The organism is Metabacillus sp. 113a, assembly GCF_050107635.1.
Taxonomy (GTDB): domain Bacteria; phylum Bacillota; class Bacilli; order Bacillales; family Bacillaceae; genus Metabacillus_B.
Genome location: NZ_JBNILJ010000001.1, coordinates 652,315 through 678,053 on the forward strand (window position 1 = coordinate 652,315; position 25,739 = coordinate 678,053).

Annotated in this window: 21 protein-coding genes; all 21 read right to left on the bottom strand. The window is 45.5% G+C overall.

Translation table 11 applies throughout. The features are described from left to right. Positions 1-605 precede the first annotated feature (605 nt). Entirely contained in the window at positions 606-2,273 is a 1,668-nt protein-coding gene (locus tag ACQCVE_RS03420; RefSeq protein WP_426844394.1) for a ribonuclease J, read from the bottom strand. A 291-nt stretch (positions 2,274-2,564) separates the two neighbouring features. Then, entirely contained in the window at positions 2,565-3,446 is an 882-nt protein-coding gene (gene dapA / locus ACQCVE_RS03425; RefSeq protein ID WP_426861624.1) for a 4-hydroxy-tetrahydrodipicolinate synthase, read from the bottom strand. 26 nt (positions 3,447-3,472) lie between these two features. Next, entirely contained in the window at positions 3,473-4,687 is a 1,215-nt protein-coding gene (dapG, locus tag ACQCVE_RS03430) for an aspartate kinase (RefSeq protein WP_426861626.1), read from the bottom strand. A gap of 173 nt (positions 4,688-4,860) precedes the next feature. Continuing rightward, positions 4,861-5,904 (bottom strand): aspartate-semialdehyde dehydrogenase, encoded by a 1,044-nt coding sequence (gene asd, locus ACQCVE_RS03435; protein ID WP_426861628.1) that lies wholly within the window; start codon positions 5,902-5,904, stop codon positions 4,861-4,863. Between the two features lie 121 nt (positions 5,905-6,025). Beyond that, the gene (dpaB, locus tag ACQCVE_RS03440) at positions 6,026-6,625 is read right to left on the bottom strand and encodes a dipicolinate synthase subunit B (RefSeq protein ID WP_426844398.1); all 600 of its coding nucleotides are present in this window, start codon (positions 6,623-6,625) and stop codon (positions 6,026-6,028) included. Further along, positions 6,622-7,524: a dipicolinic acid synthetase subunit A gene (gene dpaA, locus ACQCVE_RS03445; protein WP_426844399.1), complete on the bottom strand. Its 903-nt coding sequence runs from the start codon at positions 7,522-7,524 to the stop codon at positions 6,622-6,624. The genes dpaB and dpaA overlap by 4 nt, the downstream gene beginning before the upstream one ends. 219 nt (positions 7,525-7,743) lie before the next feature. Next, the gene (locus ACQCVE_RS03450; protein WP_426844400.1) at positions 7,744-8,013 is read right to left on the bottom strand and encodes a YlmC/YmxH family sporulation protein; all 270 of its coding nucleotides are present in this window, start codon (positions 8,011-8,013) and stop codon (positions 7,744-7,746) included. A gap of 226 nt (positions 8,014-8,239) precedes the next feature. Then, positions 8,240-9,481, bottom strand: a complete 1,242-nt coding sequence (locus ACQCVE_RS03455; RefSeq protein ID WP_426844401.1) for a M16 family metallopeptidase — start codon at positions 9,479-9,481, stop codon at positions 8,240-8,242. Positions 9,482-9,516: 35 nt separating this feature from the next. Next, positions 9,517-10,482, bottom strand: coding sequence for a polysaccharide deacetylase family protein (locus tag ACQCVE_RS03460; RefSeq protein WP_426844402.1), 966 nt, complete (start codon positions 10,480-10,482; stop codon positions 9,517-9,519). A 173-nt stretch (positions 10,483-10,655) separates the two neighbouring features. Next, complete coding sequence (gene pnp / locus ACQCVE_RS03465; protein ID WP_426844403.1) at positions 10,656-12,767, bottom strand: polyribonucleotide nucleotidyltransferase; 2,112 nt, start codon at positions 12,765-12,767, stop codon at positions 10,656-10,658. A gap of 256 nt (positions 12,768-13,023) precedes the next feature. Continuing rightward, complete coding sequence (rpsO, locus tag ACQCVE_RS03470; RefSeq protein ID WP_035411804.1) at positions 13,024-13,293, bottom strand: 30S ribosomal protein S15; 270 nt, start codon at positions 13,291-13,293, stop codon at positions 13,024-13,026. A 130-nt stretch (positions 13,294-13,423) separates the two neighbouring features. Then, the gene (gene ribF / locus ACQCVE_RS03475) at positions 13,424-14,365 is read right to left on the bottom strand and encodes a bifunctional riboflavin kinase/FAD synthetase (protein ID WP_426861629.1); all 942 of its coding nucleotides are present in this window, start codon (positions 14,363-14,365) and stop codon (positions 13,424-13,426) included. Positions 14,366-14,413: 48 nt separating this feature from the next. Then, positions 14,414-15,322, bottom strand: coding sequence for a tRNA pseudouridine(55) synthase TruB (truB, locus tag ACQCVE_RS03480; protein ID WP_426861631.1), 909 nt, complete (start codon positions 15,320-15,322; stop codon positions 14,414-14,416). Positions 15,323-15,556: 234 nt separating this feature from the next. After that, on the bottom strand, positions 15,557-15,916 hold the full coding sequence (gene rbfA, locus ACQCVE_RS03485; RefSeq protein ID WP_426844406.1) for a 30S ribosome-binding factor RbfA: 360 nt from the start codon (positions 15,914-15,916) through the stop codon (positions 15,557-15,559). A gap of 15 nt (positions 15,917-15,931) precedes the next feature. Continuing rightward, the gene (locus ACQCVE_RS03490; RefSeq protein ID WP_426844407.1) at positions 15,932-16,210 is read right to left on the bottom strand and encodes a DUF503 domain-containing protein; all 279 of its coding nucleotides are present in this window, start codon (positions 16,208-16,210) and stop codon (positions 15,932-15,934) included. Continuing rightward, complete coding sequence (gene infB, locus ACQCVE_RS03495) at positions 16,207-18,438, bottom strand: translation initiation factor IF-2 (protein ID WP_426861633.1); 2,232 nt, start codon at positions 18,436-18,438, stop codon at positions 16,207-16,209. The genes ACQCVE_RS03490 and infB overlap by 4 nt, the downstream gene beginning before the upstream one ends. A 19-nt stretch (positions 18,439-18,457) precedes the next feature. Beyond that, on the bottom strand, positions 18,458-18,760 hold the full coding sequence (locus ACQCVE_RS03500) for a YlxQ family RNA-binding protein (RefSeq protein WP_426844409.1): 303 nt from the start codon (positions 18,758-18,760) through the stop codon (positions 18,458-18,460). Further along, complete coding sequence (gene rnpM, locus ACQCVE_RS03505; RefSeq protein ID WP_426844410.1) at positions 18,757-19,032, bottom strand: RNase P modulator RnpM; 276 nt, start codon at positions 19,030-19,032, stop codon at positions 18,757-18,759. The genes ACQCVE_RS03500 and rnpM overlap by 4 nt, the downstream gene beginning before the upstream one ends. Before the next feature lie 12 nt (positions 19,033-19,044). Beyond that, positions 19,045-20,157 (bottom strand): transcription termination factor NusA, encoded by a 1,113-nt coding sequence (nusA, locus tag ACQCVE_RS03510; protein WP_426844411.1) that lies wholly within the window; start codon positions 20,155-20,157, stop codon positions 19,045-19,047. 71 nt (positions 20,158-20,228) lie between these two features. Continuing rightward, a complete protein-coding gene (rimP, locus tag ACQCVE_RS03515; RefSeq protein WP_426861635.1) occupies positions 20,229-20,705 on the bottom strand; it encodes a ribosome maturation factor RimP in 477 nt (158 codons plus the stop codon). A 652-nt stretch (positions 20,706-21,357) separates the two neighbouring features. Beyond that, positions 21,358-25,671, bottom strand: coding sequence for a PolC-type DNA polymerase III (locus ACQCVE_RS03520; RefSeq protein ID WP_426861637.1), 4,314 nt, complete (start codon positions 25,669-25,671; stop codon positions 21,358-21,360). Positions 25,672-25,739: the final 68 nt, after the last annotated feature.

Genomic DNA, 25,739 nt, shown 5'->3' on the forward strand with positions numbered 1-25,739 from the left:
AACCTCATTTTGGCCGTCTTGTCTGACATCTTTGTCTGACAAACCTCGCTTTGGCTGTCTTGTCTGACATCTTTGTCTGACAAACCTCATTTTGGCCGTCTTGTCTGACATCTTTGTCTGACAAACCTCGCTCTGGCTGTCTTGTCTGACATCTTTGTCTGACAAACCTCATTTTGGCCGTCTTGTCTGACATCTTTGTCTGACAAACCTCGCTCTGGCCGTCTTGTCTGACATTTTTGTCTGACAAACCTCATTTTGGCCGTCTTGTCTGACATCTTTGTCTGACATCCCTCGTTTTCGCGTCTTGTCTGACATCTTTGTCTGACAAGCCTCGTTTCGGTCGTTTTGTCTGACATTTTTGTCTGACAAACCTCGCTCTGGCCGTCTTGTCTGACATCTTTGTCTGACAAACCTCGTTTTGCCCGCCTTAACTGCTTGACGGACATCCAACTGGTATGGACGCCTTATCTAACAGCCGTCGATACGCGCCCCTCACCTGGCTTTTCTTACAGAAAACCACCGCTGAACATAACACCACCAGGAATCAAGCCTAGGTTTATATAAATTAAAAAACCAGCTCCTTTTTTACGGAGCTGGTTTTCTTTTCATACTTCCATGATAATCGGCAAAATCATAGGACGGCGCTTTGTCCGTTCATATAAATACTGGTTCAGTGCCTCACGGATATTAAGCTTTAATGAGGACCATTCAATTAATGAATCTCTCATGCATTTTTCGGCTATTTCTTTTACAATCAGTGCGGATTTGTCAAGCAGCTCTTCAGATTCCCGGACGTACACAAATCCTCTTGAGATGATTTCTGGTCCCGATACGAGTCGTTTTTTTCCTTTATCCAGCGTAACGACTACAATCAGGATTCCATCCTGGGACAGAAGCCGGCGGTCGCGAAGAACGATATTGCCTACATCTCCTACACCAAGTCCGTCAATTAACACGTTGCCTGATGAAACTTTGGAGCCAGTTCGGACCTGGTCACCTTTGAAATGAACAACATCCCCTTTTTCAATCAAAAGGACATGATCTTTGCTGATTCCTACCTGGTGAGCAAGCTTCCCGTGGGCAACCTGCATTTTATACTCCCCATTAACCGGAATGAAATATTTAGGCTTCATTAAATTCAACATCAGCTTCAATTCTTCCTGATTTCCGTGACCTGACACATGAACTTGTTTTTGCCCAAATACAACATTTGCACCGGCGCGGTACAGAAGATCAATCGTTTTGGAAAACTCCAGCTCATGGCCGGGCAGTGGAGTGGCAGCAATCATAACAGTGTCGCCATCAGTAACATTCAGCTGTTTATGGGAATGTCTTGCCATTCTGTTCAATGCTCCAAGCGGTTCTCCATTGGTTCCTGTTGTAAGGATGGCAATCTTTTGGTCAGGATGCTTGTCGAGTTCCTGCAAGGGAATAATCAGATCATCCTGAACGTGGATATAGCCAAGTCTGATAGCGGTCTGCAGCACGTTCAGCATATTTTTGCCGACAATCGCGAGCTTGCGGCCATTCTCAATGGCTGCATCAATCACATGCTGGATTCTGCTGTAGTTGTTTGCAAAGACTGCGATAATGACCCTGCCCTCTGCATTATACATGGCAGTGGCGATTTCGCTTCCGACAACCGATTCAGACGCACTGTAGCCAGGCTTTTCAGCATTCGTGCTGTCTGACAGGAGGCAGAGAACTCCATTTTCACCGAGCTGGGCCATTTTTCCGATGTCTGTCACATGGTTGCTTGTCGGAGTCTGATCGAATTTAAAATCACCGGTATGTACAATGGATCCCATCGAAGTATGGACGGCAACCCCTACCGAGTCTGGTATGCTGTGGTTTGTTCGAAAAAAGGTGACGGCAGCAGAGTCAAATTCAATTTTGGATTCAGAATCAATTTCTTTGAGCAAAGACTGATTCTTCATTCCATACTCTTTAAGTTTTTCCACAACAAGGGCCAGGGTAAGTTTTGTTCCATATACGGGGATGGATAATTTTTGCATCACATAAAAGACACCGCCAATATTCTCTTCGTGGCCATGGGTTAAAAACATGGCTTTCACACGGCTGCGGTTTTCGATCAAATAGGAAATGTCCGGAATGACGACATCAATTCCAAGCATCTCCCCCTCAGGATGCATGAGTCCGGCATCAACAATAAACAAGTCTGCATCCACTTCGATGACAAACATATTTTTGCCGATCTCCCCGACTCCGCCTAAGGCGATCACTTTAATAGCTTCTGTCTGTTTCAAATTCAATGTAAAAATCCTCCCTGTTTTGCTCGCCCGTTCCACGTCACTTAGCCTCATTATACAGTAAGGCTTCAAAAAAATACAAGAAGAAAACCAGCAGACTATATGGGGCCGGACTTGGAGGTTCAATCATGCGTGATGCGGTTTCATCCTCCAGCTAAGTTCGCTCCTGCTGGTTCTTCAGGCTGTACGGCCCTGGTTCCGTGGTTCTGGCCTATAAAGAAAAAAACCCAGGATCGCTCTTATAGACGGAGCGTACCTGGGTTTCGGATGATTTCTTTAGAATGATGAAGCGATTCAGGATTTATGAAGACTTGCCATTACTCTCATGAGCCGGGTTCTTTCTGCTTCAGATAGGGGAAGCAGCGGGAGCCTTACGGAGCCAGTATCAATGCCGGCTAACTGAAGGGCGGTTTTTACCGGAGCAGGACTTGGTGCAGCAAACATTTCGTTCATAACCGGGAGAATCCGGCGGTGGATGGCGCCCGCTTCTTTTACATTGCCAAGAGCATAAGCTTCTATCATTTTCTGCATTTCATTCCCGATTACATGGGAAGCTACAGAAACGATTCCGGTTCCTCCGATTGCCATGACAGGCAGAGTCAGACTGTCATCCCCGGAGTAAACATCAAAATCATCGCTTGTGTTTTCAATTACTTCAGCGATTAGCTCCAGGTCACCGCTTGCTTCTTTTACCGCAACGATGTTAGAGATTTCCGATAAGCGGATAATCGTTTCAGCCGTCATTTTTACAGCCGTTCTGCCTGGAACACTGTATATCATTACCGGAAGCTTTGTGCTTGCGGCAATGGCTTTAAAATGCTGATACATTCCCTCCTGAGAAGGCTTGTTGTAGTAAGGTGCGACGAGCATGACCGCGTCGGCCCCTGCTTCTTCCGCTTTTTTTGTCAATTCGACGGATGCTCTTGTATCGTTGCTCCCTGTACCTGCGATAACAGGAATTCTGCCGTTAGCTTCTTTCACGGTATGGCTGAATAAAGCCGCTTTTTCTTCGAAAGTCAGTGTCGGGGATTCTCCGGTTGTTCCTCCAACGACAATTGAATCGGTCCCGTTCGCAATTAAGTATTCAATCAGTTGTGATGTTTTTTTAAAATCTATGTTGCCGGCAAAATCAAATGGCGTCACCATTGCCGTGGATACTCTTCCAAAACGTGCCATATGCATTCTCCTTCATCTGTACGTCATTACTTTGATAAATCGAACGCTTCATGAAGCGTATTTACTGCCTCTATCATATTTTGTTCGCTCACCAGCACCCATATCGTCGTATGGCTGTCAGCTGACTGGAGGATCTGGATTCCTTTTTCAGATAGGGAAGACACGATCGTTGCCATAACTCCGGGCACTCCCATGATTGATGCACCAACAACTGAAACTTTCGCGCATTTTGGCGTTACAGTTGGATGATACCCCATTGACTCCAGGATTTCAACGGCTTTTTTCGTAACCGCGCCTGGAACCGTATAAACGACTTCATTTGGTGTGATGTTAAAGAAATCAACACTGATGCTGTTTTTTGCCATCGCTTTGAACACATCTGTCTGGGTATGGTATTCTCCCCGTTTTGCCGCTACTTTAATCTGGCTCACATTGGCCAGGTGAGCGATTCCCGTAATGAGCTGTTCGGCAACATCTGCACCGGTTAAGGCTCCGGATTGGGAGGCGACAAGTGTTCCTTCTTTATCCGAATACGTACTTCGGATGCGGATTGGAACTTTTGCCTGCATGGCAATTTCTACAGCACGCGGGTGGATAACCTTTGCACCCTGGTAGGCAAGGTTGCAGATTTCTGTATAGGTGACGTTTACTAATGGACGGGCGCTTTCAACTATTCTCGGGTCTGCAGTCATGACCCCTTCCACATCTGTAAAAATGTCAATATATTCAGCGTTTAGTGCCGCACCGAGAGCTGCAGCTGACGTATCGCTTCCGCCGCGTCCGAGTGTCGTTATGTCTCCGTTCTGTGAAGCTCCTTGAAAGCCCGCTACAACCGCTGCGTCATAGGTTCCCAGCATTTCTTTAAGCCTGGAACAGTCCATTTCCAGTATTTTCGCATTCGTATGATCACCGTTCGTGATAAACCCTGCCTGAGCCCCCGTTAGAGCTGCTGATTTAATGCCTTTCTTTTTCAGCATGCTCGAAAAAACGACGGAGGAAATCGTCTCTCCGCAGGACAGCAGCAAGTCATGTTCTCTGCCAGTAATATCTTCTGCTTCCCCGTACAGCAAGCTTAAAAGAGTATCTGTGGCATAAGGATCGCCGCTGCGTCCCATTGCCGAAACTACGACGACGACTTTGTATCCCTGCTCAATCGCGAGGCTTATGTGTCTGAATGCCTGATCACGGCCTTCATGGTCCTTTACTGAAGTGCCCCCGAATTTTTGAACTAAAATTTTCATGATATTTTACACCTCGATTGTTCGTATCCTGCGCACTGATAAACATGAGAAGAGAGCAGGGACAGCCGCCCAGCTCTCTTCCCTATTAACCAGCTATGTTTTAAGCTTGATTAACGTTCAGGTTTTATCGGCCAAACTGTAAAAACCTTGCTCGTCAGGCCAGCTGCCGGCTGTCAAACCAGTTCAAGCTTAATAAGACTTTCAGCAATCTGTACAGAGTTCCAGGCTGCGCCTTTGAGCAGATTATCTGAAACGATCCATAAATGGAAGCCGTTGCTTTGATCCAGGTCCTTTCGGATTCTGCCTACAAAAACATCATTTTTGCCGACGCAATTTGCAGGCATCGGGTAAAGCTGTTCCGCTGGATTGTCTTCAAGGGTAACGCCGGGAGCCTCCATCATGAGTCTTTGAAGATCTGACGCACTTGCATCGCTGCTTCCGGTTTCGATGTAAACCGACTCAGAATGTCCCGTAACCACCGGCAGCCTGACACAAGTGGCTGCGACAGCCAGTTCAGGCATATCCATAATTTTCTTTGTTTCATTAATCATTTTCATTTCTTCAAATGTGTAGCCGTTTTCCTGGAATTTATCGATCTGAGGAATCGCATTAAAAGCGATTTGATAATGCTTTTCATCCCCATTCACAGGCAGGACAGACGGCGTAAATTCCTGTCCGTCCAAAATGGCCCGCGTTTGATCATTGAGCTCGTTAATCGCTGCTGATCCTGCGCCTGAAACGGCCTGATAGGTGGATACGACTACTTTACTAAGTCCAAACGCCTTGCGGATCGGCTCTAAAGCAGCTACCATCTGGATGGTTGAACAATTCGGATTGGCTATGATGCCGTTATGGGTTTTTAATTTATCTTCGTTTACTTCCGGTACCACGAGCGGTACGTTTGGATCCATGCGGTATGCACTTGTATTGTCTATAACAATCGCTCCGCGTTTCACAGCTTCAGGAGCCAGTTCTTTGGAAACACTGCCGCCTGCACTAAACAGAGCAATTTGAATATTTTCAAAGCTTTCAGGCTGTGCTGCTTCTACTGTATAGGCCTTGCCTTTAAACGTAATGGTTGTGCCCGCCGACCGTTCTGACGAGAGTAATTTCAATTCTGATATCGGGAAATCACGTTCCTCCAGCGTTTTCAGCATCTGCTGGCCTACGGCACCTGTTGCGCCAATAACTGCAACACGGTATCCATTTGAGCTCATTTGCCATAACCCCTTCCGCAATCCATTCATCAACTATGTGTGCTATTGATGTTAGATAATATTCTAACACATTGCTGAATTTGTGAACGAATTTTTTACCTGAATGCTGGAGCAATCCCTTTTATTCTTCGTCCCTGAATCTTTCAACAATTACCGGCTGAATCTGTTTATGCTCGAGGGCTGCTTCAACAGATGGAACGAGCATTTGCATTCTTGCTACCATGGAGTTAGGCTTTTTCTCTGGATGATCCTGGCCAAAGGGGATAAAAAAGACGTTTTTTGCTCCCATAAGCCTCATCAGGTTGACGCCGTTTAATCCTAGCGCATCATTTGTTGAGATCCCGAGAAGGACCGGCTTATTGTTCCGCATCGTCGCTTTCGCTGCCATCAATACTGGAGACTCCGTCATCGCATTTGCAAGCTTGCTCATTGTGTTTCCGGTTAATGGGGCTATGACCATGCAATCGAGGGGAATTTTCGGTCCAAGCGGTTCGGCTTTAACGATTGTGTCAATTGCCTTGCTCCCTGTCGCTTCCTCAATTCTTGCAACCCAGTCTTCCCCGTCTCCAAAACGGGTAACTGTTGATCTTACCGTATTCGTTATAACCGGAAGCACATTCGCCCCTAGTTCAACCAGCTTTTGGATCTGAGGAAATACAGCATCGTACGTGCAGTGTGAGCCCGTTAATCCAAAGCCGATCGTTTTCCCTTTCACATTCATGTTGAGGACTCCTTCCGTTCTTTTAACTGCTCACCCAGCAGCTGGGTTAACACATTCGCAAGAATCTGGCCGGCTGTTTTAGGGGCTACAATTCCGGGCAGACCTGGAGCCAGCATAGCCTTGATGCCGCGTTTTTCTGCAAACTTAAAGTCCGTTCCGCCCGGCTTGGAAGCTAAATCAACGACAAGCGCATGGGAAGGCAGTCCGGATAATACGGCAGGCGTCACTATCAGATGGGGAATGGTGTTAATGCAAATGTCCGACCCTGACACTTCGTCTGCAATCTGGTTCAGGTGGAATGGAGTGAGCCCCATTTCTTCTATGCGGGCCAGATGCGAGGATTTCCTCGCTCCCACCTTAACCTTTGCACCAAGGCCGGCAAAGGTACGCGCCACACTCATACCAACCCGTCCAAGTCCCAGCACACTCACCTTTGATCCATGAATCGTAAAATCTGTATTCTGAATGACCATCATGATCGTGCCTTCTGCAGTCGGGATGGAATTATAGATTGCTACATCATCTCTTTCAAATAGCTGAACATGCTTTCGCCCGGCAGATTGCAGGAGCTGGTCTAAAAATGCGTTGCTGATCCCGGAATAGACAACCGCTTTCTCAGGAGTTTGGCGAATCCAAGCATCTGTGAGTACAATTTCTTCATTAGAAAACACTGTATCGACAGTCCCATTCATTGTTGTCCCTGGTACGGGAAGAATAACAGCGTCAATCACAGAAAAGTCAATTTCATCCATTTTCGCTTTAGCTGCGCCAGCAAAACCATGATCAAGCTGATCAAAGCCAGCCATCCAAATTTTCGCCCCGAGCTCCGTAAGTTTTCTTATGACTTCAAGCTGTCTTGCATCACCGCCGATGACAGCAATATTTAAGCCGGTTAACATAAGGTCTTGTCACCTTCTTCATCTTGTTCTGGAGTTGATATTTTGCAGTTCCTGCAGAACCATGTAATGCGCCTGCTGATCATTTAATAAATTACTTGCGCTCACAGTATATGAGAGGGATAGGTGCCGGGTGAATGTTTATGCTTATTTCAAAACACCTTGAGCATATTTTTGATTCAATCCAGCATAAAGGAGGCAAAAAAAAAAGCGATGACAAGGTCATTCGCTCGGGGCATTTAATTGGGCAATTTCAGAATCCGGAACATCCAGGATGATCATATCATTCCCGATTTTTTTTATATGCTGCCATGGGACTTTCACTTCTGCTCCCTGCTTGCGCATGCCAAACCATTTTTGGGAAGGGATCACCAGTGCTGTAATCTGTCCTGTTTGTTCATTAATCTCTAAATCCGTTTGCCCGAGAATGCCAAGCCTTTCTGCTCTTTTCACATCAACGATTTCTTTGCCGCTCATATCACTCAGTCTCATCGTCATCACTCCTTACCCTATATGTATCATCCGGAGCTAAAGAAAATACCTCAGTGAGCATGATAATAATCAGGTTTTCTGTTTACATAATATAATTATTAAAAACAAAAAAAACGGACGCTTTATGCGTCCGGTCTTAATAATAGGGGTCCCGAAGTCTAACCTTGCTTCAATATCCCAGGCTGCTGCCTGATCGAAAATGTAAGAATTGTCTTTCGCAGCTTGCTTATTTTTTTAGGCTTTCCGGCAAATCTCCGTCAGGGCTGATCAGCGAAAGAGAATATGGGCGGCTGAAAATATCCGTTGTCAGCCTGTTCACACTTTCTTCCGTTACTTCATTGATTTTCTCAATCATTTCGTCCAATGACCGGTGTCTTCCAAGCAAAAGTTCATTTTTGCCGTTCCGGCTCATCCTGCTGTTTGTGCTTTCAAGGCTCAGCATCAGATTCCCTTTAATCTGCTCTTTGCTGTTCATCAGCTCTTTTGCTGTAATCCCGTCTGCTTTTAATGTGCTTAAAGTTTCCTGGATGGTGTCGTATAATACATCCAGCTGGCTGCTTCCTGTGCCTCCGTATATCGTCAGCATGCCGCTGTCCGCGTAGGAAGAGTGGTACGAAAATACAGAATACGCCAAGCCTTTCTGCTCTCTGACGTCCTGGAATAAACGGCTGCTCATGCTGCCGCCGAGAACGTTGTTCATCACAATCAGGCTGTAAACATCATCATGGCCGATTTCAAGACCTTCGTACCCAAGACAAAGGTGCGCCTGCTCTGTTTCTTTTTTCCGGGAAAGCTTTTGATTCATAAAAATGGGTTTCTCAAAAGCTTCCGGTTTATGAGGGGATTCATAAAATCCGAATTTCTCTTCAATTTCTGAAATAAATGATTCTGTGATATTTCCTGCAACAGAAATTACAATGTTTTCAGGAATATAAAAACGGGACATGTATTCTCTCAGCGAGTCTCCGTTAAATGAAGAGAGCGTATCTTCCGTACCAAGAATCGGATAGCCGAGCGGATGGCTGCCATACGCTGCCTTGCTGAGCAAGTCATGAACCAAATCATCCGGTGTGTCTTCATACATTTTAATTTCTTCATAGACTACATTCTTTTCTTTTTTCAGCTCCTCTTCATCAAAAGCGGAGTTAAAAAACATATCAGATAATATATCAAGAGCCATTCCTGCGTGCTCGTCCAGCACTTTTGCGTAATAACAGGTGTACTCCTTGGAAGTAAACGCATTGACTTGTCCGCCGATGCTGTCAAACGCTTCGGCAATATCTCTGGCCGATCTCGTTTCTGTCCCTTTAAAGAACATATGCTCTAAAAAATGGGAAACCCCATTAATTTGAGGAGATTCACTTCTTGAACCCGTTCCTATCCAAACCCCTAATGCGACTGAGCGCACAGTGGGGATATTTTCAAGTACAATTCTTACCCCGTTTTGACATGTATACCGTTTAATCAATTTTATTCCTCCTATCTGCCTCTGATTCTCTGCATCTAACGGCTTCCTTCAGACCTGGATTCATCCATGAGCATGGAGATTGTTCCGAGTGAAAGATCTTGCTCATTGATCCGGGATATTATCTGGTCAAGCGCTTCTGCTGAAGGCTTGGTCGGATGCATCAAAACAATAGCCCCGCGGTGCACTTTATTCATTACTCGCTGAATCAGCTGCTCTGGAGCAGGATTTTGCCAATCTATTGTATCAACACTCCATAAAACCGTCCTCATTCCCAAACTGGAAGCTACCTTCACGGTCTCATCCGAAAAGCTTCCGCTCGGCGGTGCAAACCAACGGACATTGCGGTCTGTGACCGCTTTAATCACTTCATTGGTCTGTTTCATCTGTATGGCTGCGCGTTCATTCGAGAGCTTTTTCATATCCGGATGAGTATAAGAATGGTTTCCGATTTCATGTCCTGCTTCCGCAATCATTTTTGCAAGCTTGGGATTCTCTTTTGCCCATCTGCCTTCCAGGAAAAAAGTAGCCTTTGCATGATGTTTTTCAAGCACATCCAGCATCTTTGGCAAATACTCATTTCCCCATGCCACATTCACCGCCAAAGAAACCATTGGCTTTTCAGGGTTCCCCCTGTAAATAGGGGCTGGCGGCAGATCGGATAGATGCACCTTTGGTTTTGTTTCTCTGAAAACGAGAAGCTCCTTCTTGAACATGCCGATTTTGTTCATTTTTGTGCAGGATGCTTCAAGATCCACTTCCCGGCCATTGTATCCGGGTGTAGCCTTCCAGATTGTATGTACCTCAGCGTCTTTAGCCGGCACGCTGTATTCAATTGATTTCGTTTTTATTTCCTCGCAAATCCCTCCGGCAGGTTTAACAGCTTCTACATCCGCCGATTTCAACTCCAGCACATAGGTAGATATATAAGAATTTTGCATCACTCCGGCGGTGATGATCATGAGCAAAATGGTCACAGCAAATTTCATTCTGATTCCTCGCATTTACCTTTCCCCCTTTTGTATCAAAATATGTAATAAGGGGACAAGGTAGAACGATGTCTTCAACGAATGCGGACAATCCTTGAAATCCTGCACCGGGTATCTGCTGATGCTCACTTTAAAAGGCTAAAGCGTGTAAAAAACAAAGAAGCCGGGTTGCCCTGGCTTCAATGGTTTTACGAATTTTGTTCCTCTTTTTGCTCTTTGAGGACAGCTTTTCGCGAAAGATTGACTCGGCCCTGCTTGTCAATTTCAGTGACCTTGACCATAATCTCATCTCCAATGGAAACCACGTCTTCTACTTTGCCGATTCGCTCTTCAGCGAGCTCGGAAATATGAACAAGCCCGTCTTTTCCACTGAATATTTCTACGAATGCACCGAATTTTTCAATGCGCTTAACTTTACCAAGGTACATTTGTCCAACTTCAACTTCGCGGACAAGATCCTCAATAATGCTCTTCGCTTTTTGATTCATTGCCTCGTCAACAGATGAAATAAAGACTGTACCGTCTTGCTCAATATCAATTTTTACGCCAGTTTCTTCAATGATTTTGTTGATTTGCTTTCCGCTTGGTCCAATTACGTCGCGGATTTTATCCGGATTGATCGACATCATCATAATTTTAGGAGCGTATGGGGACAGCTCGTTTCTAGGTTCGCTGATAGTAGCAAGCATAGAATCAAGAATTTCCATACGGCCGCGTTTCGCCTGAAGAAGTGCTTCTTCAAGAATTTCACGAGATAAACCTTCGATTTTAATATCCATTTGAAGAGCTGTTACACCTTTTGATGTACCCGCTACTTTAAAGTCCATGTCTCCAAGGTGATCTTCCATTCCTTGAATATCTGTCAGGACAGAGTAGTGTTCACCCGTTTTAACAAGTCCCATTGCAATTCCTGCTACAGGAGCTTTTATCGGAACACCTGCATCCATCATAGCGAGCGTGCTTGCACAAATACTGGCTTGGGAAGTTGAACCGTTGGATTCAAGAACTTCAGAAACAAGGCGGACTGTATAAGGGAAATCCTTTTCAGAAGGAATGATTGGTTCAAGTGCGCGTTCCCCCAGTGCTCCATGCCCAATTTCCCGGCGTCCAGGTCCTCTGAGCGGCCCTGTTTCTCCAACGGAGAAGGACGGGAAGTTATAATGATGCATAAAGCGCTTGGATTCTTCGATTCCTAAACCATCCAGGATTTGAACATCACCAAGTGCCCCAAGCGTACAAATGCTGAGTGCCTGTGTTTGCCCCCGGGTAAACAGGCCGGAACCGTGCGTTCTCGAAAGCAGTCCTACACTAGAAGAAAGAGGACGGATCTCGTCCGGTTTCCGTCCATCAGGACGGATTTTTTCCTCGGTAATCAAACGGCGCACTTCACCCTTAACCATCTTGGAAAGAATTTCTTTGACCTGTTTAAGTGTCTCTTCATCCGCTTCCTGCTCTTCATAGCTTTCCATTACACGCTTTTTAACAGCTTGAATGGCATCTTCGCGCGCATGCTTCTCCTGAACCTGAATCGCCTGGTTCAAGTCTGCTCCAGCAGCGTTCCGGATATTTTGCTCTATTTCTTCATTAAGAGAGAAAAGTTTGATCTCAATCTTTTCTTTGGCAATTTGAGAGGCGATTTCTTCTTGAAATGCAATCAGGCGCTTAATTTCTTCGTGTCCGAACATGATTGCTTCAAGCATGGTTTCTTCAGGCACTTCGTCAGCTCCTGCTTCTACCATGTTGATGGCGTCTTTTGTTCCGGCTACTACGAGATTGATATCGCTCTTTTCCATCTGCTCGACCGTTGGATTTACAACAAATTCATTATTGATTCTTCCAACTGTAACGCCAGCAATCGGGCCTTCGAACGGAATATCGGAAATCGTCAAAGCGAGGGAAGAACCAAACATTGCTGCCATCTCAGAAGAACAATTCTGATCCACACTCATCACGATGCTGATGACTTGCACATCATTTCTGAATCCGTCAGCAAACAGCGGACGAATCGGACGGTCAATCAGCCGGCTGGCCAGGATTGCTTTTTCACTGGGCCTTCCTTCCCTTTTAATAAATCCTCCCGGGATTTTACCTACTGCATATAAACGCTCTTCATAGTTAACCGTCAGCGGAAAGAAATCGACCGCTTTCGGTTCCTTGGAAGCCGTTGCCGTGCTTAATACAGCTGTATCGCCGTAGCGAATCAGAACTGCCCCGTTTGCTTGCTTAGCCAGCTGGCCGGCTTCAACAGTCAGCGTTCTGCCTGCCCAATCAATGGAAAAGACATGCTTATCTTGACCCATAAATGCGTGTGCTCCTCTCTAACTCTTCATATGTAATAATGAACCATTATTTATTAGTATGGACTAATTAATATGAACATATCAATGATACGTCTATATGTAAATAGCTGTATTCAAAAAGAATCGGAAAGCGGCGCCTGCTAGAGACAGATTCCTCCGGCCCATGGCTGAACACCGTTTTTCCGAAGATCCTGTTATGTGGATCCTTTTCTTTCTTTTGCATTAAAAAAGCGGGAATGCTCCCGCTTTTTTGAGATTAACGGCGTAATCCCAGCTTCGTGATCAACTCGCGGTAACGAGTTACATCTTTATTACGCAGGTAAGTAAGCAAGTTACGGCGTTTACCTACCATTTTCAATAGACCGCGACGTGAGTGGTGGTCTTTTTTGTGTGTGCGTAAGTGATCGTTCAATGTGTTAATCTGTTCAGTAAGGATAGCAATTTGGACCTCTGGAGATCCAGTATCCGTATCATGAGTTCTGTACTCATTGATCAGATCGTTTTTGCGTTCTTGAGTGATAGCCATCCTGTTCACCTCCTAATTTCTTATAATCCCCGATTACCCAGCAAGCGTCGGTGACTCGACTTGCCACGCAATGGTTTTAAAGTTACAAGCATAAGAATACTATGATTTAAGATAAAAAGCAAGGGAATTGTCAGCAGGTTCGAAAATATTCTTCCGCTGCCTGCTTGTCTCTTGCAATTTGTTCGATTAATTCTTCAGCAGAATTAAATTTTTGCTCGCTTCTTATCCTTTTATACCAGTAAACTTCTGCATTTACCCCGTAGATTTCCCGATTAAAATCAAAAATGTGGACTTCGACACTCGGTTTCGGGGCCTTGTCTTTATGAAAAGTCGGCTTATAGCCAATATTGCATACCCCGTTATAGAGCTGCCCGCCAATTTTAACCGCTACAGCATACACGCCGGTCGGAGGGGAAATGTAATAATCGTGCAAGAGGATATTAGCGGTCGGGAACCCGATTGTCCTGCCTCTTTTATCCCCATGTATGACCGTCCCTCTGCCCGAGTATGGCCTTCCTAAAAGCATCGCGGCATATTCAACATTTCCATTCCGGATCACTTCCCGGATAAGCGTGGAACTGATCTTCCGGTCAGAATGCTTCTGCTTAGGCACGGTTGTCTGGCTGAATTGCCCCCTTGAGTGAAATGGAAGGGTCTCCATTGTCCCTTTGCCAAGCTTTCCGTAGCTGAAATCAAAGCCAGCCACCACGTGCTGGACATGAAGGCCGATTATGTATTCGTCCACGAATTCCTGCGGCTCTAATGCCGCAAACGCTTCTGTAAATTCCACAACAAACAGATAATCGGCCCCCAGCTCTTCAATCATCTCGATTTTATCCTCAAGCGGAGTAATCGCCTCAGAAACCTTTTGTTTTCTGAGTACGATGGATGGATGCGGATGAAAGGTCATGACACCCCAGGAGATTCCCATTTCCGCAGCTGCATCGGCAGCTGTTTTCATCACAGCCTGATGCCCTTTATGTACTCCGTCAAAATAACCGAGAGCGAGCACCGTCTTATTCAAATCTGCTTTCTTTAGCTGATGCGGATGCGAGATCTTATACGTTTGCACGAAATCCTTCACCTTTTCTTATAGCCGCCAGTAGCCGGCCGCGAATGATTAGTCAATAAATAAAACCTTTGCAGGCTTAAAGGATGGTTTAGATGGATGCTTTTGATAAATCGCAAGGCAAGTACCCTGTTCATCATAAACGGTAATTCTTGCGTCCGGGTCTGCATCCTTAAATGGCTCCGGCACTGGAAGTACCGCACCATTTTTCACTTTCTCTGCTAATGTATCATTTATTACCCATTTCGGCAAATGATTGAGCGCCTCAGATATCGGGATCAGACGAAGCGTTTCATCTGCGAGCCGCTGCTCGATTTGCTCAAATGTCATGCATTGCGAAAGAGAAAACTGCCCGGATTGGGTTCTGATGAGATAGGACATATGTGCAGGGAGGCCAAGCTTTTCTCCAATCATAACAGCAAGTGTCCTCACATACGTTCCCTTTGAACAATGTAACCTGAACTTGAACGAAGCCGATGTTTCTCTCATCACAACGCTGGAAATTCTTTCGATTGAATGAATTTTGACGGTCCGGGAAGGACGTTCTATTTCCATGCCTTTTCTTGCGTATTCATAGAGCTTTTTCCCGTTTACCTTTACCGCTGAATACATAGGCGGGGTTTGGGTGAGCTCCCCCTCCATTCCAGCAAGCAGCTCATCAATGATTGATTCATCCGGTTTCTCTGAAAGCTCCTGCTGATCAATGATCTCTCCGGAAGCATCTTCAGTTGCTGTGGATATTCCGAGTGTTACTTCGGCTTCATACGTTTTGCTGGACGCAGTTAAGTATTCCACAATTTTCGTAGCCCGTCCAAGACAAATCGGGAGAACGCCGGTGACATCGGGATCAAGTGTTCCTGTATGCCCCGCTTTTTTTGTTTTAAATAGCTTCCTGGTCTTGAATACACAATCATGGGAGGTCATTCCCGCCGGCTTGTTTACAAGCAATACGCCTTCCATACGAGCACCTGCTTTCGGATAATGATTTGAACTTATTAGTAGAGGGTGAATGCCGCTTTCCTATAAGGCTGCTGGACAGAATTAAGAACAGGGCGGGCTTTTCCGGCCGCGGTTTCATTCAGCAAAAAAAGGATGGCTTATGCAGGAAGATTCTTTTGCCCCCTCTTGGAGAGCACATCATGTGCCCCCGCAGGTAAGAGAGGAGAAAAATCCGTGCAGGCCATCCTTTTCCGGTCAATCCTCCCGGTCGGTATCGGAATGATTGATTTCGTGTATTAGCGTTTCAATCCGGTTTCCATAATCGATGGATTCATCGAATTCAAACTGAATTTCCGGTGTTTTTCTAAGACGGATCCGCTGTCCGATTTCTGAGCGGATAAAGCCTTTTGCTTTCGCGAGGCCTTTGAGTGTGCTTTCGCGCTGCTCTTCATCTCCCAGTACAGAGATGTAAACCTTGGCAATTTGCAAATCTCCGGAAACGCGGACATCCGTAACCGTTACAAATCCAATTCTCGGATCTTTTATTTTTCTGCCGATGATTTCACTTAATTCCTTTTTCATCTGCTCACCGACACGAGTTGATCTGATGCTCATAATTTCACTCCATCCTTATAACCATTCAAATTCGGTTAAAGTTCTTTCTATTTCCGGAAAGGAGTCGATAAACGCAAGAACCCTGTTCAGCTCTTTCTCAGCCTGTGATTTATCAGAAGAAATCGTGACAATGCCAATTCCTGCTCTTTGCCATGAATCCTGATAATCAAGCTCGGAGACAGCAACGTTATATTGCTGCTTCACTCTGGTTATGATCCGTTTCATAACAGATCGTTTGTCCTTAAGGGAAAAGGAGTCATAAATCATCCATTCACAGTGGACGCGGCCGATCACTTGCGCTCGATTTCCTGCATAACATAGGCTTCAATAATGTCGCCTTCTTTAATATCATTGAAATTTTTAATTGTAATCCCGCATTCGTAGCCTTGTGAGACTTCTTTCACATCATCCTTGAATCGTTTGAGAACATCGACATCCCCTTCGAAAATCACAATTCCCTCACGGATCAGACGCATTCCGCTCTCGCGGGTGATTTTTCCGTCTGTAACGTAGCCTCCTGCAATGGTTCCAATTTTTGATACTTTAAACGTCTGGCGCACTTCAACCTGACCGATGATTTTTTCTTCAAATTCAGGATCAAGCATCCCCTTCATAGCGGACTCAATCTCTTCTATAACTTTGTAGATGATGCGGTGAAGGCGAATGTCTACCTTTTCTGCATCGGCTGCTCTCTTCGCGTTTGTGTCGGGACGGACGTTAAATCCGATGACGATTCCGTTTGAAGCAGATGCAAGCATAATATCATATTCCGTGATGGCTCCAACGCCTGTATGGATGATTTTAACTTTTACACCTTCAACTTCAATCTTCTGCAGGGCAGAAGCAAGTGCTTCGACAGAACCTTGAACGTCTGCTTTTACAATCAAATTGATGTCCTTCACATCGCCTTGTTTGATCTGTTCGAACAAATCATCAAGACTCAGTTTGGATTTTTCGCCGCGCTGTTCAACCTGCTGTTTTTGAGCTCGTGCTTCCCCAACCTGGCGCGCTTTCTTCTCGTCAGCGAAAACCATGAACTGATCTCCTGCCTGAGGAACATCGTTCAGTCCTGTTATCTCGACAGGGGCAGAAGGGCCGACTTCTTTTACACGGCGACCGATGTCGTTAACCATGGCGCGAACACGGCCAAAAGTATTTCCGACAACTATAGGGTCCCCAACTTTTAAAGATCCATTTTGAACTAAAAGAGTGGCTACCGATCCGCGCCCTTTATCAAGCTGAGCTTCTATAACCGTACCCGTTGCACGCAGCTTCGGATTTGCTTTCAGCTCTTCGACTTCACTGACAAGAAGAATCATTTCAAGCAGTTCATCAATGCCGTCTCCTTTTAAAGCAGAAACCGTAACAAAGATCGTTTCGCCTCCCCAGCTTTCCGGAACAAGATTATGCTCTGTCAGCTCCTGCATCACCCGGTCCGGATTCGCACTCGGTTTATCCATTTTATTAACGGCGACAATGATTGGGACCTCTGCAGCTTTAGCGTGGTTGATGGCTTCTACAGTCTGCGGCATAACGCCGTCATCTGCTGCAACAACAAGAATGGTAATGTCTGTTACCTGCGCTCCCCGCGCACGCATCGTTGTGAATGCGGCATGTCCCGGAGTATCAAGGAAAGTAATTTTGCGATCGTTGACTTCTACCTGGTAGGCACCGATATGCTGGGTAATACCGCCAGCTTCACCTTCTGTCACTTTCGTGTTCCGGATGGAATCAAGAAGAGTCGTTTTACCGTGGTCAACGTGACCCATAATTGTAACTACAGGCGGACGGATTGTGTGGTCAGCTTCATTATCCGTTTGATCATACCCTTCAAACTCGGTAACATCAAAAAGAATCTCTTCTTCGACTTCTACCCCGTATTCCCCTGCGATTAACTCAATTGTATCTTTATCAAGATCCTGATTAATGGTTGCCATAACACCAAGCATCAAGAGCTTTTTAATAATTTCAGATGGCTCTTTGTACAGCTTGGATGCAAGCTCACCGACTGTGAGTGAACCTGTAAAGGTAATTTTGCTTGGCAGCTCTTTTTTCGGTTTTTCCGGCTGATGGTGAGTCTGCGGGCGCTGATTGCTGTTTCGGCTGCCGCCTTTTTTCTGGCCGCCGCTGGTATTTCTTCTGTTATTGTTTTGATTCATGCTGTTATTCCTTCCGCTCTGCGGTCCCTTTTTATCACCAGGGCGCTGCTGGGTGTTTTTCCGTTGATCGGAAGAAGGACGGCTTTGATTATTGGATGATGTTTTTTTCATTGATGCGGATTGTCCACCGCTTCCTTGAGAATTAATGGCTGCATTCCCCTTTCCGGCAGGTTTAGGTGCCGATCCTTGATTTTTCGGCGTGCTGCCGGCAGAAAATTTTTGATTTAATTTCCCCACATGTGCATCTTCGAGCATTGCCATGTGGTTGGACACTTCCACGTTGATTTCTTTTAAAGCTGAAATGACTTCTTTGCTTGACACATTATGCTGTTTTGCGTATTCATATACTCTCACTTTTGTCATGTGTTCACCCCCAAAAAATTTAATCGAGCAAGTCCTTCAGCTTCGCAGCAAATCCCTGTTCTAAAACAGCTGCTACTACTCTTGCATCCTTGCCAATTGCATGTCCAAGCTCATATCTGCTTTCAACATGCACGACTGGAGTGTTGTATGTGCGGCATTTATCCATCACTTTTTTCCTTGTGTTATCGGATGCATCTTTGGAGAGCAGAACTAGTTTTGCCCGGCTGTGACGAACCTCTTTAATAACGAGTTCCTCGCCGGAAATGACTTTGCGTGCTCGATTGGCCAATCCAAGCAGAGATTTCCATTTCGGCTGATTCATCGCTTTTTGCTCTCAGCGAGTGAAATCAGTTCTTCATAAACAGAATCCTCTACTTTTGTTTTCAGCTGATTGGATAAGATATTCTTCTTTTGGGCCAGTAAAATAGATTCTTTATCCAACGTTATATAAGCACCGCGGCCGTTTTTTCTCCCGGTTGGATCAACTGATACTTCGCCTTCCGAGGAGCGGACTACGCGGACCATTTCTTTTTTCGGCTTCATTTCACCGGTTGCAACGCATTTGCGCAAAGGGATTTTTCTTCCTGGATTCATCCGGTTCACCTCTTACTCGTCTTGAAAATCATCCTGAAGCTCATATTCAGCTTCATCCGGTTTATCAGCATTCTCATTCAGCAAACCGAGCTTTGCTGCATCAGATTCACTTTTAATATCGATTTTCCAGTTCGTAAGTTTAGCGGCAAGCCTTGCATTCTGACCTCTCTTGCCGATCGCAAGAGATAGCTGATAATCAGGAACGATGACGGTTGTCGCTTTATCTTCTTCATTAACCTTCACTTCAACCACTTTGGAAGGACTTAATGCATTTGCGACAAATTCTACGGGATCGCTGGACCAGCGGACAATGTCAATCTTCTCGCCCTTCAGCTCGTTTACGATGGCCTGAACCCGCTGCCCTTTAGGTCCTACACATGAGCCAACCGGATCCACTTCAGGATTGTCGGAGTGAACAGAGATCTTGGAGCGGTCCCCCGCTTCCCGTGCTACCGATTTAATTTCGACTGTACCATCATAGATTTCAGGAACCTCAATTTCAAAAAGGCGCTTGAGAAGTCCCGGATGTGTTCTGGAAACAAAGATCTGAGGACCTTTTGTTGTCTTTTCTACCTTTGTAATAAAAACTTTAATCCGGTCATGAGGCTTATACTGTTCATTCGGCATTTGTTCGTTAACCGGGAGAAGAGCTTCTATTTTTCCAAGACTCACATAAATAAACTTTGAATCAATACGCTGGACAATACCTGTCATAATATCTTCTTCGCGGTCAATAAATTCAGAATAGATGACGCCGCGTTCAGCCTCACGGACACGCTGGGTTACAACTTGCTTAGCCGTCTGGGCAGCGATTCTGCCGAAATCTTTAGGTGTAACTTCCATCTCCACTACGTCTCCAACTATGTAATTCGGATGAATCGACTGCGCTTCGCCTTCAGATATCTCCAGACGGGGATCAAAAACCTGGTCCACTACATCTTTTCGGGCAAAAACCCTCATGGTGCCTGTATCACGGTTTAGATCCACACGGACATTTTGAGCTTGGTTAAAGTTCCGCTTGTATGCAGAAATTAAAGCAGCTTCAATCGCTTCTATAATAATTTCTTTACTAATCCCTTTTTCTCTTTCAAGTATCGTAAGGGCATCTAAAAGTTCACTGCTCATTATTCCAACTTCCCCCTTTAATCTTCACCGGCAGGCTCTGAGTCCGGTTATATTCTCATTCTGCGGGCCATTTAAAAATTGAACGATACGGCCAATCTGGCGCTGGCAACTTTATCGAACGGAATGACCACTTCTTTTTTCCTTGTTTTCACGGTAATTAATACAGTTAGACTATGTCCGTCAAAAGATTGGAGAATTCCTTCAAAAACTTTTTCCCCATCGATAGGTTCATACGTTTTGATGTGGACGTTCTTTCCGGCTGCCTTATGAAAATCAGCTGTTTTCTTCAGCGGCCGCTCTGCTCCGGGTGACGAAACCTCAAGAAAGTAATTATGGGTGATGGGATCCACTTCGTCGAGTTTTTCTCCCAAACGTTCACTCACCAGCCCGCATTCTTCAATATCCACTCCGCCTTCTGAATCTATATATACGCGCAGGAACCAATTTTTCCCTTCTTTGACGTACTCGACATCGACTAATTCCAAATCCAGTTCTTCAAGGATCGGAACGGCTAATTCGCTTACTGTATCGGTTACTTTTTTACTCATTCTCTTCCTCCTTGTATATCCAGGAAAGTTCACATTAACGGAATAAAAGCGCAAGCGCCCGTTACGGCTCAAGCTTTGCCGGGGTTCCGGCATCAGGAGCGGGAATGCGGTCACCGCGAGTAGCAGGGAATCAGCATCCCCCCGTAAGACAGGCGCTGGAGCCGGATGAAGATACCTTCTCAGCTCCTCGGCCTGCGGGGCTGATTTCATCTCATTCTAAAAACGTCAAGAAAAGCGGAGACCTTGCCTGAAGCAGGATTCTCCGCCGAACGATGCGATTGCACAATAAATGCATAATTCTGCTTCTGAATCCCGTTTGCAAATGTCAGCCGTATAAGCTTCAGCGGCTGTTGAAAAACCCTGCCGTAACAGCAGGGAATCGAGTAAAGCTACCATTAAGCAAACACGTTTGCTGCAAAGCGGGCAAAATGGGCAGGCAGTTCTGCCTCCAAAATCCCGTACCCAAAACGAAAGAGTGGGTTGCCCCACTCTCTTTGCCTCTGCTATCGCAGCATTTCCAATAAAAATATACCATAATCACAAGGTTAATGCAAATAAAGGGCGAAAACATCAGCTTTTTGATCCAAATGAATGAGATGAAATGGGAATGGGTGAATCCCTCTCCCTCTATCCAAAAGCGAAAGAGGAAACATTAGAACAACGAAAGCTGATTTTGATCAGGCAGGGCTTCCAGGCACCCGTGATTATCCAAATACTCTATAATCGTTTTGGAAACTCTTCCTCTTTGCTGCAAATCCTCTTTAGATAAAAATTCGCCTTCCTGTCTCGCTTTTACGATATTAAGCGCTGCATTTGTCCCCAATCCCGGAATGGCGTTGAACGGAGGAATAAGCGTTTCTCCATCAATGATAAATTCACTGGCATGGGAACGGTACAGATCGACCCTTTGAAAAGAATAGCCCCGGGCACACATCTCAAGGCAAAGCTCCAGTACGGTCATCAAGTTTTTCTCCTTCGGACTTGCTTCCAGTCCTTTGGAGCTGATTTCTTCAAGGCGGGCTTTGATAGCCGTGTTCCCTCTCACCATTGCATCCACATCGAAATCATCCGCTCTTACAGTAAAGTAGGCTGCATAATAAAGGAGAGCATGATGCACTTTAAAGTAAGCAATTCTTACCGCCATCAAAACATAGGCTGCAGCATGCGCTTTTGGAAACATATATTTGATCTTTAAGCAGGATTCAATATACCATTTCGGTACATTGTTTTTTCTCATTTCTTCTTCCATCTCAGGAGTCAGTCCCTTGCCTTTACGAACGGACTCCATAATCTTGAAGGCGAAGGATGGTTCAAGCCCCTGGTAAATCAAATAAACCATGATATCATCCCGGCAGCCGATTACCTCGCTCAAGGTACAAATGCTGTTATGGATCAGCTCCTGGGCGTTTCCGAGCCACACATCTGTTCCGTGCGACAGACCGGAGATTTGGACAAGTTCAGAGAAGGTAGTCGGCTTCGTATCTTCAAGCATCTGCCTTACAAACTTTGTTCCGAATTCCGGAATGCCCAGCGTACCGGTCTTGCACATAATTTCTTCTTCCGTCACACCGAGAGAGGAAGTTCCGCTGAATATTTTCATCACTTCCGGATCATCTGTAGGAATGGTCTTCGGATCAATTCCGCTTAAGTCCTGCAGCATCCGGATCACTGTAGGATCATCGTGCCCAAGAATATCAAGCTTCAGCAGGTTATCATGAATGGAATGGAAGTCAAAGTGAGTGGTTTTCCATTCAGAACCCGCTGCATCAGCCGGAAACTGGATTGGAGAAAAGTCGAAAATATCCATATAATCAGGTACAACGATAATGCCGCCCGGATGCTGGCCTGTTGTCCTCTTTACTCCCGTACAGCCTTGAACAAGACGGTCCACTTCAGCCGCTCTGAAGTTCAGGTTATGGTCACCGGCATAGCCTTTCACATAGCCATAGGCTGTTTTTTCCGCAACGGTACCAATCGTTCCCGCTCTAAACACATTATCTTCCCCGAAAAGAGCTTTTGTATAGTTGTGAGCCCTAGGCTGATATTCTCCCGAGAAATTCAAATCAATATCAGGTACCTTGTCCCCTTTAAATCCGAGGAACGTTTCAAACGGTATATCATGGCCATCTTTTCTATAGGGGATAGCGCATTTTTCACAGTCTTTATCCGGCAAATCGAATCCGGAGCCGACTGAGCCGTCATTAAAGAATTCTGCATGCTTGCATTCTGGACACACGTAATGAGGCGGAAGAGGATTAACCTCAGTTATCTCTGTCATCGTTGCAACAAGCGATGATCCGACAGATCCCCTTGACCCCACCAGATAGCCGTCATCCAGAGACTTTTTAACGAGTTTATGAGAAATTAAATAAATGACAGCGAAACCGTGGCCGATGATGCTTTTCAACTCTTTCTCAAGCCTTGCTTCTACGATCTCCGGCAACGGCGCTCCATAAATGCTTTCGGCCATTTCGTAGCTCATCTGGCGGACTTCCTCATCGGCACCTTCAATTTTAGGCGTAAAAAGATCGTCTTTGATCGGTTTTACTTCACCAATCATATCGGCTACCGCATTCGTGTTTTCAATGACAATTTCTTTAGCTCTCTCCTCTCCCAGAAAGGAAAAGCAGTCCAGCATCTCGTTTGTGGTGCGGAAATGAACATTCGGATGCTCATACCGGTTGAGAGGATTTGCCCCTCCTTGAGAGCTGACCAGGATCTTTCTGTATATCCTGTCTTCCGGATTCAAATAATGCACGTTTCCTGTAGCAGCAACCGGCTTTCCCAGTTTTTTGCCGAGATCCGCTATATTGGTCATGATTTCGAAAAGGGCATCCCGGTCTTTAACATATTCAAGCTGGATTAAATGCTGATAAACTTCAGGTGGCTGAATTTCGAGGTAATCATAGAATTTGGCTGTTTCTTCTACTTCCTCGGGCGACTTTTGCATCATCCCTTCAAAAACTTCCCCTTTATCGCAGCCTGAACCGATAATCAGCCCTTCGCGGTGCTTCTGAAGGACAGACCTTGGAATACGCGGAACGCGGTAAAAATATTGAATATGAGATAAGGAAACAAGCTTAAATAGATTTTTCAGCCCAGTATCATTTGCCGCAAGCAAAGTGGCATGATAGGGTCTGGATCTTTGGAACGCATTTCCCTGCCCCATATTGTTGTTCAGCTCGTCATGATACTGAATCCCTTTTTCAAAAGAATCTTTGAGCATTTTCAGCAGCAGGTAGCCAGTGGCTTCCGCGTCATAGATGGCCCGGTGATGCTGGGTCAGTTCGATATCGAATTTTTTACACAGTGTATTCAGCCGGTGGCTTTTCAGATCAGGGTATAAGAATCTTCCCAGCTCAAGGGTATCAATGACAGGATTAGCCGCTTTTTCTTCTCCGAGCAAGCGGGTATACCCGGCGTTTAGAAACCCCATATCAAAGCTTGCGTTATGAGCGACCAATACATCATCGCCGATCCAGTCTTTAAAACGGGCAATTACTTCTTTAACTTCCGGGCCATTTTTTACCATATCATCTGTAATACCGGTTAAATCTATGGTGGTAGCGGACAGCGGATGGTGGGGATTTGCAAATGATTCAAACCGGTCCACAATTTCACCGTTTTTTATTTTTACGGCAGCTAATTCAATGATTGTATCGTAGACTGCTGAAAGACCGGTTGTCTCTACATCAAAAACGACATAAACCGCTTCCTCCAGCTGCCTGCGGGCATCATTGTAGGCAATCGGCACTCCGTCATCAACGAGATTTGCTTCTATTCCATAAAGGATTTTAAGACCATGCTTTTTTCCTGCTGAGTAAGCCTCCGGAAAGGATTGCGCAACTGCATGATCCGTTATGGCAATCGCTTTATGCCCCCATTTTTTTGCTTGTTCGGCAAGCCTGCTGAAAGAAGTAACAGCATCCATCTGGCTCATAGGGGAGTGCAGGTGAAGCTCGACTCTCTTTTCATCTTCTGGAGAAGTATCCAATCTAACCTTCGGCTTTACTTCATTTATATCATTGGCAATCATCACAAGATCCCTGACAAACGTATCGTTCTGAACGCTTCCCCTTGCTTTGACCCACATGCCTTTTTTAATGGCATTTAAGAGAGCGGCATCTTCTTTATCTCTTGCAAACATTTTTACGAGCATCGAGCTTGTATAGTCGGTGATCTTTATTGTGGCAAGCGTTCTTCCGCTTCTGAGTTCCTTCGTTTCAGCATCAAACACATATCCTTGAATGACGGTTCTGCGTTCTTCATCCTCGATCGTGTCCATCGGGCGGATCTCTTCGTCGTCTTTAATCTGATATCCGATCACTACCGGGCCAGAAGGAACCTGGTCAGCCTCCTCCTCTTCTTTCTTCTGCATTTCCGTAAGGGCAAGCATTGCCCGTTCCTGGTCTTCCTGAAGCTTCTGCTCATTAAATTTCTTCAGATCCGCTTCTGAAAAAGTCACTTCGGCATCCAGCTGAAGCAATGGAAAACCAAACGCCTGAAGACTCTCTTGAATCATAGAAGTATACTTTCTTTTAATTGTCGCAGCTTCTGTATCATTCCGCGTGCTGATGATCAGCTTATTCCCATGAAGCTTAGGCACCTGTTCTGACAGCAGCGACAAAACAGGAGGGGATATTCCATCAATATCCTCAAGTGACGCCATCCAGTAATCCTGCAGAAGTGATTCCCGGGCTTCAGCGTGCTGTGATTTTATTGAGAATGATATAGATGCGATATGTGCAAATGCTTTTGTGAGACTCGCCTGAAAAAGCTGATAGACCTCAAATGGCAGGATGGATGATAATTCAAAATCGAAATGCCATCTTTTCTGTTTCTTATGAACGGTAAGCTTTGCGATGGCTGCATGCTCAAAATAAGGGACAATGCGGTCATCAGTCAGCTCAAGCTGCTGAAGCAGAAGCTGAAACCTTTTTCGCTGTTCCGTTAGACTTTCTTCCAAGATTGCCTCTCTCCTCCCTATGTAAAATGGAAGGGTCTGGCCGCTTTGCAGCCAAACCCTCAGTTATC